The sequence below is a fragment of the Brevundimonas sp. genome, from assembly GCF_032017145.1.
Classification (GTDB): domain Bacteria; phylum Pseudomonadota; class Alphaproteobacteria; order Caulobacterales; family Caulobacteraceae; genus Brevundimonas.
Window position 1 is genome coordinate 1 of the sequence record NZ_DALZQC010000010.1, and the last position, 14,150, is coordinate 14,150.

Here is a 14,150-nt window from a genome sequence, read left to right on the forward strand (position 1 = left end):
CTCGGCCGGGGTGCGGCCGATCAGGGTGGACAGGCGGAACAGGGCCTCGTTGCGGGCGGCGCGCAGGGTCGGCAGGGTCGCCGCCGTCTGGGCCACCGCCGCGCGGGCGCTGGCCACGTCCAGCCCCGTGCCGGCCCCGCCGTCCAGCAGGGTCTGGGTCAGGCTGGCGGTGTTGCGTTGCAGCTCCAGCGTCCGTTCGGCCACCGCGATCTGGGCGTTGGCCGAGCAGGTGTCCGCATAGGCGCGGGCGGTCTCGGCCGCGACCGTCACCTGGACGGTGGCCAGAGCGGCCTCGGCGGCGCGGGTATCGGCGCGGGCGGCGCGGATGGTGGATTCCACCCGGCCGAACAGATCGACCTCATAGGCCGCCTGGATCCCGACGTCGTAGGTGTCGATCTCGGGCGCCTTCTCGCCCGCCGGCAGCCCCTGGACCGTGGCGGCCGAGGCGCGGCTGCGCTGGGCCTGGGCGCTGGTGGTCGTGGTCGGGAAGCGGCCGACGCGCGCCTCCGACAGCGACGCCCGGACGGCGCGCAGATTGGCGAAGGCGGCCTCCAACTGGTTGTTCTCGGCGAAGGCCTGCTGGATCAGGGCGTCCAGTTGCGGGTCGTCGTACAGCCGCCACCAGTCGTCGCGCGCTTGGGCGGTCGAGACGGTGGGGCTGGCGGAGCCGACGAAGGCGCCGGTTCCGGCCGTCGGCAGGTCGGCCGTCGGCGCCTTCGGCCCGACCGCGCAGGCGGCCAGCAGGGCGCTGGAGGCTGCGGCGGTCAGGAGGCTGAGCGTGGATTTGCGGGTCATCAGATGTCCCCTCCCCGGCCGGTCGCGGGCGCAGGCGCGTTCGGATCGGTCAGGTCGCTGGTTTCGTCGTAACGCTCGATCCGCTCGGGGGTCGAGGTCGGCTTGGGTCCGGGCTTGTGGCCCTGCGGCAGCTTGGACGACAGCCAGCGGCAGACCACATAGAAGACCGGGGTGAAGATCAGACCGAAGAAGGTCACGCCCAGCATCCCCGAGAAGACGGAGGTGCCCAGCGACTGACGCATCTCCGCGCCCGGCCCCGACGCCAGCATCAGCGGCACGACGCCGAGGATGAAGGCGAAGGAGGTCATCAGGATCGGACGCAGGCGGGTCTTGGCGGCGGCGACCGCCGCGTCGAACCGGTTCATGCCCTGCTCTTCCTCGGCCTGTTTGGCGAACTCCACGATCAGGATGGCGTTCTTGGCCGCCAGGGCGATCAGCACCACCAGCCCGATCTGGACCAGGATGTTGTTGTCCAGGCCCCGCAGGTTCACCCCGACGATGGCGGCGAGCAGACACATGGGCACGATCAGGATGACCGCCAGCGGAAGCGTGAACGCCTCATACTGCGCCGCCAGCACCAGGAAGACGAACACCACCGCCATCAGGAAGATGACCGTCGCGCCGGAACCGGCCGCCTTCTGCTGATAGGCCAGGCCCGTCCATTCGTAGGAGAAGCCCTGCGGCAGGGTCTGGGCGGCCATACGCTCCATGACCTGCAGCGCCTCGCCCGACGACACGCCCGCCGCGGCGTTGCCCTGAAGCTCGGCCGCCGGGAACAGGTTGTAGCGCACGATCCGCGACGGACCGGAGTCGTTCGTCAGATTGGCCACCGAACCGATGGGCACCATGGCCCCCGACGACGACTTGGTCTTCAGATTGGCGATGTCGGCGATGTCGTCGCGCGACTGCGGCTCCGCCTGCGCCGTCACCCGGAAGGTGCGGCCCAGCATGTTGAAGTCGTTGACGTAGGACGAGCCGAGATAGACCCCCAGGGTGTCGAACACGGCGCTGGGCTGGACCCCCATCATCAGCGCCTTGTCGCGGTCGACGTCGGCGGTGATGCGCGGCGAGGCGGTGTTGTAGGTCGAGAAGACCTGGTTCACCTCGGTCGGCGCCTGGGCGGCCGCGCCCATCATGGCGAAGGTCGCGCCTTCCAGCGGACGATAGCCGGCGCCTTCGCGGTCCTGGATCATCATCGAGAAGCCGTTGCCGGTGCCCAGACCCTGAACCGCCGGCGGGGCGATGACGAAGATCTGCGCGTCCTCGATCTGACCCGTGGCCTGGGTGATGGCCCCGGCCAGGGCGGTCGCGGCCTCCTGCTTCGAGCGCTCCTCGAACGGGTTCAGACGCACGAAGATGGTGGCGGCGTTGGAGCCGAACGAGAAGCTGGAGCCGTCAAGGCCGGCGAACGCGATGGCGCCGTTCACGCCGTCGGTCTTGCGGATGATGTCGGTGGCGCGCGTCATCACGGCCTCCGTCCGATCAAGCGAGGCGCCGGCGGGCAGCTGGATCACGCCGATCAGGAAGCCCTGATCCTGTTCGGGGATGAAGCCCGAGGGGGTGTCGATCAGGCGCCAGGCGGTCAGGCCCAGCAGGCCGGCATAGACGATCAATACCAGACCGACCGTGCGCACCAGTCGCGCGGTCAGACGGCCATAGCGATCCGACAGCCAGTCGAAGCCCTCGTTGAACTTCCGCCCGGCCCAGCCGCCGTAATAGACGACCGTGCCCAGGACGCCCGGCTTGCGGGCGTGTTCGTGGTCCTTCTTGTGCGGCTTCAGCAAAAGGGCGGCCATGGCCGGCGACAGCGTCAGCGACACGAACAGGGAGATGACCGAGGCCGAGGCGATCACCACCGCGAACTGGCGGTAGAAGATGCCGGGGATGCCGGGCACGAACATGGTCGGGATGAAGACCGAGATCAGCACCAGACCGATGGCGATCAGGGCGCCGGACACCTCCTGCATCGAGCGATAGGCGGCCTCCTTTGGACTGAGGCCCTCGCTGATGGCCCGCTCCACGTTCTCGACCACCACGATGGCGTCATCGACGACGATACCGACCGCGAGGACCAGGGCGAACAGGGACAGGGAGTTGATCGAATAGCCCAGCGCCAGCTGCACCGCGAAGGTGCCGACCAGGGCGACGGGAATGGCGATGATGGGAATGATGGCCGCGCGCCAGGTCTGAAGGAAGACCATGATGACGATGACGACCAGGATGACGGCCTCGACCAGGGTGTGCTGAACCGACTCCACCGAGGCGGCGACGAATTCGGTCGGGTTGTACGGCACCGAGACGTTCATGCCGGCCGGCAGATCGGCCTTCAGCGCCTCGACCTCGGCCAGGACGCGGTCGGCGGTGCCCAGGGCGTTGGCGCCCGGCTGCTGCACGATGGCGATGCCGACGCCGCGCTGGCCGTCGAAGAAGCCGCGAATGCCATAGTCCTGGGCGCCCAGTTCGATCCGCGCCACGTCGCGCAGATAGGTGACGCGACCCTGGGCGTCCGTCTTCAGGATGACCTTGGAGAACTCATCCGGGTCGCTGAGACGGCCCTGAACCTGAACCGGCAGCTGGAACGAGGCGGCGTTGTTGGCGAACGGCGGCTGGCCGATGGAGCCGGCGGCCGCCTGCACGTTCTGGGCGCGCAGGGCGGAGACGATCTCGGGGCCCGTCAGACCGCGCTCGGCCGCCTTGGCCGGGTCGATCCAGACGCGCATCGAATAGTTGCCGCCGCCGAACACCTGGACCGCGCCCACGCCCTCGATCCGCAGCAGGCGGTCGCGCAGGGTGGAGTTGGCGTAGTTGCCGACATAGTCGTTATCCAGCGTGCCGTCGGGCGACGTCAGACCCAGGATCATCAGGAAGCCGCTCTCGGCCTTGTTGACGACCACGCCGGTCTGACGCACCGCCTCAGGCAGGCGGGGCTCGGCCAGGGCGACCCGGTTCTGGACCAGCACCTGGGCCGCGTCGAGGTCGGTTCCGGGCTGGAAGGTCACGGTGATCGCCACCGCCCCGTCCGAGGTGGACGAGGAGGTGATGTAGAGCATCTTCTCGACGCCGTTCACCTCCTGCTCGATGGGGGCGGCGACGGTCTCGGCCAGGGTCTCGGCCGAGGCGCCCGGATAGGCGGCGTTGATGGTGATCGTCGGCGGCGCGATCTCGGGATACTGCGACAGCGGCAGCAGCGGATAGGCCGCGATGCCGATGATCGAGATCACCACCGCGATCACGGCCGCGAAGATCGGCCGATCAATGAAGAAACGGGAGATGTTCATGGCTTAGCCAGCGGGAATGGAGTTGGCGAACGAGGCGCTGGACGCCGGGGCCGCCTGGGTGACCGGCGCCTGGGAGGCGTCCGCCGCGACGGGTTCGATCTTGCCGGTCTTGGGCGTGACCTTTGACCCCGGCTGGGCGGCGCGCTGCAGGCCGGCGATGATGACGCGATCGGTCGGGGCCAGGCCCGAACGGACGACGCGCAGACCCTGGACGATCGGGCCCAGTTGGACCGCCTTGTTCGTCACGGTGCCGTCGGCGTTGACCACGGCGACGGTGCGGCGGGTCTGATCCGTGCCGATGGCCGAATCCGGCACCAGCAGGGCGTTGTAGGCGCCGGCGCCGGCGACCTGGGCGCTGCCGAACATGCCGGGGCGCAGGAAGCCGTCGGCGTTGGGCAGGATGGCGCGCAGGCGGATCACGCCCGAGGCGGTGTCCACGGCGTTGTCCGAGAAGTCCAGACGGCCGGTGTGTTTGTAGGTGGTTTCGTCCTGCAGGCGCACATTGACCGTCGCGCCCTGATTGGCGCCGCCCTCACGCAGATACTTCAGCAGGACCGCTTCCGAACCGTCGAAGACGAAGTGGATCGGCCCGCCCGAGATGATGGTGGTCAGGACGTCGCCCGCCGACGAGCCGCCGGCGATGACATTGCCCGGATCGACCCGACGGTCGGACACGCGGCCCGAGGTCGGCGCCGTGACGCGGGTGTAGTCCAGGTTCAGGCGCGCATTGCGGACCGCGGCGTTGGCGGCGGCCAGATTGGCCTGGGCCGCATCGACGGCGGCCTTGTTGGAATCATACTCGGCCTTGGATACCGCCTGGGACGCCAGCAGCGTCTCGCTGCGGGTCAGGTTGGCGCGGGCCAGGGTCAGTTGCGACTGCATCTGGGCGACCTGGGCCTGGGCCTGGGCCAGGGCGGCCTGGGCGGGGCGCGGGTCCAGGGTGAACAGCAGCTGGCCGCGCTGGACCATCTGGCCGTCGCGGAAGTGGACCGCCTGGATATAGCCGCCGACGCGGGCGCGCACGTCCACCGTCTCGACCGCCTCGAACCGGCCCGTGAACTCGTCCCAGTCGCGCACCTGCTGCTGCAGGGGCGTCGCCACCGTCACCGGAGGCGCGCCCTGCGCCGGAGCCTCCGCCTTAGGCGAACAACCATAAAGCGCACCCGTCACCATGACGGATACCGCCGCAATCTTCAGCCCGCGCATCTGCGCAATCTCCCTGTCGGAGGTAAATCCCTGTCGAGCGGACAGAGGCCGATGGGGAGTCGGCCTTGTCAACGCATGGTGACTTAATGGTCGGGGCCGTGGCGCTTGTCAACACGCGATGACAAAGCCATATGGGAGCTACGGTTATTGTTCTGTGGAGTGTCACACCCTTGTTATGTCCCGGCCCACGCCCGAGAAACGCCGCCGCGACGCGCACGGCCATTCTCGATGCAGCGCGCGAAAGGTTCGCGGCCGAGAGCTATGACGATGTCGGCATGCGCGACATCGCCCGCGACGTGGGCGTCGATGCGGCCCTGATCAGCCGGTATTTCGGCTCAAAGGACGACCTGTTCCTGGCTGCGTTGGACAGTTGCGGCGACGGCAGCACCTTGATGTCCGGCGACAAGTCCGAGTTCGGCGCGCGCGTCGCCAATGAGATCGTGTTCGAGCCCAAGACCGCCGAAAAGCTGAAGGGCATGTCGATCATGCTGCGCTGCATCGGCTCGAACAAGGCCGCGGAGATGGTGCAGACGACCTGCACCGCACGCTTCTTCGGCCCGCTGGAGGAGTGTCTGAGCGGGCCGAACGCCACGGTGCGCGCGCGGCTGCTGGCCGGCTTCATCATGGGCATGTCCGTCAGCCGCGAGTTGGGCGGCGGCAGCTTCAACATCGACGCTGCCCAGTGCGAAGAGATGCGCGACCGGCTGGCCCCCATCCTTCAGGCGCTGATCGACGGCTGATCGCGCGGCGGAATCAAAGAAGGGCGCGGAGGTCTCCCTCCGCGCCCTTTGTCTTGTCCGGCGACGTATCGCTTAGTGCGAGGCGGTCGTCGTCACCTCGGTCCGCGCCTTGGTGCGGATACAGGCGATGGCGAAGATCGTCAGCCCGACATAGCCCAGCATCGGCACGATGAAGGCCGGCTGCAGATTGCCCGCCGCATCGGCGATGCGCGCCGCCACCTGCGGCAGCAGGGCGCCGCCGATGATGCCGAACACCAGCAGGCCCGAGGTCGCCGAGGTCGGGGCGGTCGACCGCTCCAGCGTCAGGGTGAAGATGGTCGGGAACATGATCGAGTTGAACAGGCCGATGGACAGGACGGCATAGGCCGCCGTCGGTCCGCCCAGTTGGCTGACGGTCAGGCACAGGATGGCGGCCGCCACCGTGCAGAAGGCCAGGACGATGCCCGGACGCACCTTGGTCAGGACGGCCGAGCCGATGAAGCGGCCGACCATGGCGCCGCCCCAGTACAGGGCGACCATCTTGCCCGCCGTCTCGATGGGGGCGTTCAGGATGTCGGGGCTTTCCAGGAAGTTGGTCAGCATCCCGCCGATGGCGACCTCTGACCCGACATAGAGGAAGATGGCCAGGGCGCCGAAGATCGCCCAGGGCGAGGACAGGGCCTTCAGCGGCGACACGGCCTCGGTCGTCGCGGGCGCGGCGGCGTTGATCTTCTTGCGCGCCGTGAAGATGAAGACGGCGACCAGGGCGAAGAAGGAGCCCATGCCCAGGAAGGCCATGTCGATGCTGCGCAGCGACTGGGTGCGGGTGGCGGCGGTCACGACCGCGCCGGCGGCGAAGACCCCGCCCGTCAACAGAACGTGCGACCCCAGCCACGGCCCGATCGTCGTGCCCAGAGAGTTGAACGCCTGCGACAGGTTCAGACGGCTGGACGCGCCCTTGGGGCTGCCCAGTTCGGCGACCAGCGGATTGGCGGCGACTTGAAGCAGGGTGACGCCAGAGGCGATCACGAACAGGGCGATCAGCACGCCCGGATACCAGTCGGCGGCGGTCGCGGCCGGCACGATCAGGCAGCCCGCGACCATGACGATCAGGGCGCCGATGATCGAGCGGCTGTAGCCCAGCTTGCTCAGCACCGAGGCGGCCGGCAGCGACATCAGCCCATAGGCGATGAACCAGGCGAAGGTGGTCAGGAAGGCTTCGGCGTTGTTCAGGTCGAACACCCGCTTCACCGCCGCGATCAGCGGATCGATCAGCGAGGTGGCGAAGCCCCAGGCGAAGAACAGGGTGGTGACATAGGCGAAGGCCAGGCCTGCGCCCTGGCGTTTTCCAGCGTCCGTCGTGGTCATGAAAGTCAGGTCCCCCAGAGGCGTCATCGGCCGCGCTGCGCCGCGCGGTTCTTCAGATCGACGTGGTTCCGACATCGCAGGCCGTGCGTCCAGCCGAAAAGCGCGCCCTGTAACCAAACTTTTGCCGCCGGACGAAAAAAGGGCCGCCCATGAACGGGCGGCCCAAGTCTGCTCGGAGAGAAGAAGGATCAGAACTTGTAGTTCAGACCGACCGCAAAGGTGCGGCCATAGTGCTGGTAGTCGATGGTCTGACGCTCATCGCCGTTCTGGAAGGTCTTGAACGGTTCGTCGGTCAGGTTGTTGACCTGGGCCAGGACGGACAGACCTTCCAGCGCGCCGGACTGGAACTCGTAGCCGATCTGGGCGTCGACCACGGTTTCCGCCCCCACCGAACGCAGGGTGCGGCCGTTGCCGAAGCCGGCGACCTCGCCCAGGTAGTCCGAGCGATAGCGGGCCGAGATCCGCGACTGGAAGCCGTAGCGCTCGTAATAGAGCGAGCCGTTGATCACGTTCTCGGACAGCCCCGGAAGCGTGGTCGGCGCCTGGGTCGGATCGGGCTGGACCTCGCTGTCCGTCGTCGAGGCGCTGAACTGGGCGCCGAAGCCTTCCAGCGCGGGATGGAAGATGTCGAACGGCGCCGAGATCGACAACTCCAGACCCTTGATCCAACCGCCTTCGCCGTTGTCCGGGGCCGACGACTTGCCGAAGTTGATGACGGGCGTCACGCCACCGGTCGGATAGCCGGTGAAATCGAAGATCTGGTCGTGGTTATAAACGTAGCTTTCCAGATGCTTGTAGAATGCCGCCAGGGAGATGTAGCCCTTGCGGTTGGCGAAATACTTCTCGAACGAGAGGTCGGCGACGTCCGCGATGTACGGGGTCAGCGTCGGATTGCCGCCCGAGGCGCTCCAGGGCGAGTTCTGATCGGCCGACGCATTGCCATTGTTCTTGCCGTTGTCGAACGAATAGTTCCGCGACGCGCGCATGTCGTCCATGCGGGCGCGAGCCAGGGTGCGGGCCGCCGCGAAACGCACGAAAGTGTCGTCCGCGACCTGCAGGATGAAGTTCGAGCTGGGCAGGATTTCCAGATAGTCCTTGCCGCCCGACACGGCGACCGTCTGGGACACTCCCGGTCCCGCCTGACGGGCCGAGAAGCCGTTAGAGCTCTGGTCCGTATAGACGAACTGCATCCCCACATTGCCGGTCAGCCGCAGGCCGAACAGATTGTGATCGACGTTGGCGCGGACATAGGCGGTAGAGACCTTTTCCGTCACTTCCCAGTTGCCCGAGATGACGTCGGCGTTCGGGTTGCGAATGCGGTTCAGCGCGCCGCTGTTGACCAGGCCCAGGGCGTCGTAGCTCAGCACCTGCGAGATGCCGAGATAGCCCAGGTCGGTCGGGTCCAGCAGGAAGGCGGTCGGAACCGTCAGATCGCCGCCGCCGGGGACGCCGAGGTAGTACTGGTCGTTGACGAAGGTCTTCTGGCGTTCGGTGTAGTTGAAGCCGAAGTCGATCGACTTGAACGGGCTCTGGTGCAGCTGGCGCGTGACCGAGAAGCGGGCGGCCTTCAGCTCGTCCTCGATGGACGGGGTGTTCATATAGCCGGCCTGCCCCTCGGGGATCACGTCGCCGCCCCAGCCCTGCGGGCTGGTGATCTTGATCAGCGTCGGATCGGCGTAGTTCAGGCGGCTGGTGAAGCGGGTCACGCCGTCGCCGGTCAGTTGGAAGCCCAGCGTGTCCAAAGCGCCGTTGATGTTGCGGCCGGTGCCGGCGTTGGTTTCCAGGATGATGTCGTTACGCTCGACCTTCGAATAGCTGAGGTCCAGGTTCGCCGACCAGTCGTCGCTGATCGTGAACTCGGTGTTCCAGCCCAGGGCCGTGATGTTGCTGTCGCGCTTGTTCAGGTCGTTGCGAACGACGCCCTTGATGTTGTCCCAGGTTCCCGCGACGATCAGGCCGTCCTCGACCGTGTAGCCGGGCCGCAGCGACGGCGCCGGGCGGCAGACGTTGGGCGTCGCGACATTGTTGGTGATCTGGCAACCGCCCAGAACGGTGTCGCTGCGGTTGGGGTTTTCAGCCAGGCCGCCCCACGCCAGCGGGAATTCGATGCCGCGCAGGACCTGGGTGTTCTTGAACTCGGAATAGAAGGCGTCGATCGTGGAGTGGATGCGGTCGTTCGGGCGCCATTCCAGCACGCCCATGTAGCCGTCGCGCTCCAGTTCCGACGACATGACGTAGGGCTTGACCCCGCCCGTCAGCAGATTGCCGTCGGTGTAGTTGGGATAGCCCCAGGCGTTGAACCGCTCGGACTGATAGGGCGAGCTCATGTGGGCGTAGCCCAGGGCCACGCCCAGGGTTCCGTCCAGGAACTGATCGACGTAGGAGACGGTGTAGCGGTCGCCCTTGTCGGTGGTGCCCGAGTTCAGGGCGCCGATGTCGTTCCACTCGTGGCGATAGTTCAGGGCGATGGCCTGGCGGCCATAGGCCAGCGGGCGCACGGTGCGCAGATCGACGGTGCCACCCAGGCCCTGACCGATCAGGGCCGAATCCGGGGTCTTGTAGACAACGACGCTGGACAGCAGTTCGGCGGGAAACTGATCGAACTCGACGCCGCGGTTGTCGCCGGTGGTGACCAGTTCGCGACCGTTCAGCAGGGCGGTGGTGAAGTCGGGGCCCAGTCCCCGGATCGAGATCGCCTGGCTGCGGCCGTCCAGCCGCTGCATCGTCACGCCCGGCAGGCGCGCCAGGGATTCGGCGATGGACACGTCGGGCAGTTTGCCGATGTCCTCGGAGGAAATGACCTCGACGATAGAGGTGTTGTTGGCCTTGGCCGAGATCGACGCTTCGATCGAGCGGCGGATGCCGGTGACGACGATTTCGCCGACCTCGGTCGGCTGGTCGCCCGCCTGAGCGGTGGTCGTCGCGGCGGTCTGGGCGTGGGCCGAGCCGACGGCCATGAAGGCGGCGGCGCCGAAGGCGACACCGGACAGCAGACGCGCGCGTCGGTTGAGACGTTGGAACATAATCATCCTCCCTGGGGCTGTTCGCGTTTCTGAACGTCGCGACCCTAAGCCGTCGCAAAAATATGCAAATCTTCGCGAACCTTGCAAGCAGTTAATGTTGTCCCTGCCACACTCCCCTCGCACGGACGGGATTTTTGCAGCTGCGACGCCTGGCTGCGGCCTGAAACCGCACATAAGGTTTGCATTACAGCAAAAACGACGCGCGTTGACAGCCGGAGCCATTGCTGCAAAATCTTGCAAACTGATCTGGAAGGCTTTGCATCGGCCAGACGTTTGGGAGCGACGACGATGAACACCGCAAAGACACCGAACAGATGGCGCGCGGTTGCGGCCGCCGCCGCCCTGATATCGGCCGCAGGCGGCTCGGCCCTGGCCCAGACCGGCCAGACGCCCGCCGCTCTTGAGGCGCTGCGCCAGCGCCCGCCGCAGGACGAGGTCATCTATTTCCTGCTGCCCGACCGCTTCGCCAACGGCGATGCCGCCAACGACCACGGCGGCTATGCGCCCCAGCGGCTGGTCAGCGGCTTCGATCCAACCGACACCGACTTTTATCACGGCGGCGATCTGGCGGGGGTGATCCAGCGGCTGGACTATATCCAGGGCCTGGGCGCGACGGCCGTGTGGCTGGCGCCCATCTTCAAGAACAAGCCGGTCCAGACGCATGGAAACTATACCGGCGCGGCGCACCACGGTTATTGGATCACCGACTTCACCACGGTCGATCCCCATTTCGGCGACGAGGCGACGATGCGCGCCCTGGTCGATGCGGCCCATGCACGGGGCATGAAGGTCTATCTGGACATCGTGGCCAACCACACCGCCGACGTCATCCGCTATCGCGAATGCCCGCAGAACGACTGCGCCTACCGCAGCCGCGCCGACTATCCCTACACACGCCAGGGCGGGGTGGACGGCGCGCCGATCAACGACGGGTTCGACGGTCGCGACTTCTCGCGCCTGACCCGGCCCGACTATGCCTACAGCCCTTACGTCCCGGCGGGCGAGGAGAACGCCAAGGTTCCGGCCTGGCTGAACGATCCGATCCGCTATCATAACCGGGGCGAGAGCACGTTCTCGGGCGAAAGCAGCCTGGACGGGGATTTCGCCGGTCTGGACGACCTGCTGACCGAGGACCCGGTGGTCGTGCAGGGCATGATCGACATCTTCGGCGGCTGGATCGATCGATACGGCATCGACGGCTATCGCATCGACACCGCCCGCCATGTGAACCCCGAATTCTGGCGGGCCTTCATCCCCGCCATGAAGGCCCGCGCCGCCGCCAAGGGCATCCCCAACTTCCACATCTTCGGCGAGGTCTATGACCCCGATCCGGCGGTGACGGCGCGGTTCACGCGGGTCGACGGCTATCCGGCCGTGCTGGACTTCCCGTTCCAGAAACAGGCGACCGACGTCGCGGCGGGCAAGGTGGGGACCGACGCCCTGGCCAAGCTGTTCGACGCCGATACGATCTATGCGGACGGCGCGGAGACGGCCGCCATCCTGCCGACCTTCCTGGGCAACCACGACATGGGCCGGATCGGCTTCTTCGTGAAACAGGCTAACCCTGAGGCCGACGACGCCGAACTGCTGGCCCGGATCAAACTGGCCCATGCGCTGATGATGTTCAGCCGGGGCGTGCCGACCCTTTATTACGGCGACGAACAGGGCTTCGCCGGCGCGGGCGGATACGGAAAATCGCGCCAGGACATGTGGCCCAGCCGCACGCCGGTCTATGCGAACGAGACGCCCGTCGGCGGCCGCCAAGCGGCCTATTCGACCGAGGCGCCGCTGTACAAGGCCATCGCGGAAATGGCCCGCCTGCGCGCCGCCGAACCGGCGTTGCGGCGCGGCCGTCAGGTCGTGCGGGCCTATGGCGACAAGCCGGGCCTGTTCGCCCTATCTCGCGTGACCGAGCCGCGCCTGACGGACGACGGCGGCGAAGTGCTGGTGCTGTTCAACAGTTCGACCGCCCCCGTCAGCGCCCAGGTCGAGGTGGAGCCCGGCTCGCTTCGGTGGCAGGCTTTGCGCGGCGACTGCGCCCCCCGTTCGTCGGCGCCCGCCAGCGTCGCCGTTCGCGTTCCCCCCCTCGATTACCTCGTCTGCAAGAGCGTGCCGTGACCGCCCAGCCCATCGATCCTTCCCCGGCGGCCGTCGTCCCTGCCCTCGCTCAGGATTGGTGGAGGGGCGCGGTCCTGTACCAGATCTATCCGCGCAGCTTCGCCGATGCGAACGACGACGGCGTGGGCGACCTGCGGGGGATCACGGCGCATCTGGATCATGTCGCCGGCCTGGGCGTGGACGGGGTGTGGCTGTCGCCCTTCTTCAAGTCGCCGATGAAGGACTTCGGCTATGACGTCTCGGACTATTGCGATGTCGATCCGATCTTCGGCACGTTGGTCGACTTCGACGCCCTGGTTGCGCGCGCCCATGCCTTGGGGCTGAAGGTCGTCATCGATCAGGTCTTCTCCCACACCTCCGACGAACACCCCTGGTTCACCGCCAGCCGCGCCAGCCGCGATGGCGAGCACGCCGACTGGTATGTCTGGGCAGACGCCAAGCCCGACGGCTCGCCGCCCTCGAACTGGCAGTCGGTGTTCGGCGGCCCGGCCTGGACCTGGGACGCGCGGCGCGGCCAGTATTACATGCACAACTTCCTGGCTTCCCAGCCCCAGTTGAACGTCAGGAACCCGGCGGTGCAGGACGCCCTGATCGCGGCGGCGCGGTTCTGGCTGGACCGGGGCGTGGACGGCTTCCGGCTGGATGCGATCAACTTCGCCATCCACGATCCGTCCTTGCGCGACAATCCGCCGATCGACGACGGCAAGAAGCGCACGCGGCCGTTCGACTTCCAGGACAAGATCTATAACCAGTCCCATCCCGACATCATAGGTTTCCTGAACCGCATCCGTACCCTGACCGACAGCTATGACGCCCGGTTCACGGTGGCCGAGGTCGGCGGCGACCACGCCGACCGCGAGATGAAGGAGTTCACCGCCGGGAACGACAGGCTGCATTCGGCCTATGGCTTCCTCTATCTCTACGCCGACACGCTGAAGGGCGAGTTGATCGGTCAGGGCGACGAGATGTGGCCGGACCAGCAAGGCGAAGGCTGGCCGTCCTGGACCTTCTCCAACCACGATGCGCCGCGCGCGGTGTCGCGCTGGGCCAGGGGCCGCGACGAAAAGGCCTTTTCCGAGATGGCCCTGCTGCTGCTGATGAGCCTGCGTGGCAATGTCTTCGTCTATCAGGGCGAGGAGCTGGGCCTGCCCCAGGCCGAAGTGCCGTTCGAGCGGCTGGTCGATCCCGAGGCCATCGCCAACTGGCCCCAGACCCTGGGCCGCGACGGCGCCCGCACGCCCATGCCCTGGATCGCCGTCGCGCCCAACGCGGGCTTCTCCACCGTCGAGCCGTGGCTGCCGGTCGATCCGCGACACAAGGCGCTGGCGGTCGATGCGCAGGAGGCGGACCCGACGTCGATCCTGCACGCCGCCCGCCGCATCATCGCCCTGCGTCAGGCTCATCCCGCGCTGCGGACCGGAGGTCTGGAGATCGAGAGCGCGGGCGACCTGGTGGTCTTCCGCCGGTTCGAACGGGCCGAGGGCGGCGAGCGGCTGCTGTGCGTGTTCAACCTGGGCTTCGAGGCCATGGAGTGGTCGCCGCCCGCCGGGGCGCGCCGGATCGCGGCGGTCAACTGGACCGAGACGGACGGCGCGGCGCTGAGGCCGCTGGCCGGTCTGATCTTCGCCGACGCCGGATGAAGG

At 67.3% G+C, this 14,150-nt stretch carries 8 protein-coding genes; 3 read left to right on the forward strand and 5 right to left on the reverse strand.

Annotation, left to right across the window (positions count from 1 at the left end; all coding sequences use genetic code 11):
* The 3 genes from RTU05_RS03080 to RTU05_RS03090 form a co-directional block, all read right to left on the reverse strand.
* A partial coding sequence (locus RTU05_RS03080; RefSeq protein ID WP_312595583.1) for a TolC family protein occupies positions 1 to 795 on the reverse strand: 795 nt, incomplete at its 3' end.
* The gene (locus tag RTU05_RS03085; RefSeq protein WP_312595585.1) at positions 795 to 4,073 is read right to left on the reverse strand and encodes a multidrug efflux RND transporter permease subunit; all 3,279 of its coding nucleotides are present in this window, start codon (positions 4,071 to 4,073) and stop codon (positions 795 to 797) included. The genes RTU05_RS03080 and RTU05_RS03085, both read right to left, overlap by 1 nt.
* A 3-nt stretch (positions 4,074 to 4,076) precedes the next feature.
* Positions 4,077 to 5,279, reverse strand: a complete 1,203-nt coding sequence (locus RTU05_RS03090; protein WP_312595587.1) for an efflux RND transporter periplasmic adaptor subunit — start codon at positions 5,277 to 5,279, stop codon at positions 4,077 to 4,079.
* A 131-nt stretch (positions 5,280 to 5,410) separates the two neighbouring features.
* On the opposite strand from RTU05_RS03090, the gene RTU05_RS03095 reads away from it, so the two are divergent.
* Positions 5,411 to 6,019 carry a TetR family transcriptional regulator gene (locus RTU05_RS03095; RefSeq protein ID WP_312595589.1) on the forward strand — a complete coding sequence of 203 codons (609 nt, stop codon included), beginning with the start codon at positions 5,411 to 5,413 and terminating at the stop codon, positions 6,017 to 6,019.
* 72 nt (positions 6,020 to 6,091) lie between these two features.
* On the opposite strand, the gene RTU05_RS03100 is transcribed toward RTU05_RS03095, so the two are convergent.
* The gene (locus RTU05_RS03100) at positions 6,092 to 7,366 is read right to left on the reverse strand and encodes a sugar MFS transporter (protein WP_312595591.1); all 1,275 of its coding nucleotides are present in this window, start codon (positions 7,364 to 7,366) and stop codon (positions 6,092 to 6,094) included.
* A 188-nt stretch (positions 7,367 to 7,554) separates the two neighbouring features.
* On the reverse strand, positions 7,555 to 10,389 hold the full coding sequence (locus RTU05_RS03105; protein WP_312595593.1) for a TonB-dependent receptor: 2,835 nt from the start codon (positions 10,387 to 10,389) through the stop codon (positions 7,555 to 7,557).
* Between the two features lie 288 nt (positions 10,390 to 10,677).
* Between RTU05_RS03105 and RTU05_RS03110 the strand changes: the two genes are divergently transcribed.
* Positions 10,678 to 12,507, forward strand: a complete 1,830-nt coding sequence (locus RTU05_RS03110) for an alpha-amylase family glycosyl hydrolase (protein ID WP_312595595.1) — start codon at positions 10,678 to 10,680, stop codon at positions 12,505 to 12,507.
* Positions 12,504 to 14,147 (forward strand): alpha-amylase family glycosyl hydrolase, encoded by a 1,644-nt coding sequence (locus tag RTU05_RS03115; RefSeq protein ID WP_312595597.1) that lies wholly within the window; start codon positions 12,504 to 12,506, stop codon positions 14,145 to 14,147. The genes RTU05_RS03110 and RTU05_RS03115 overlap by 4 nt, the downstream gene beginning before the upstream one ends.
* The last annotated feature ends 3 nt before the right edge of the window (positions 14,148 to 14,150 follow it).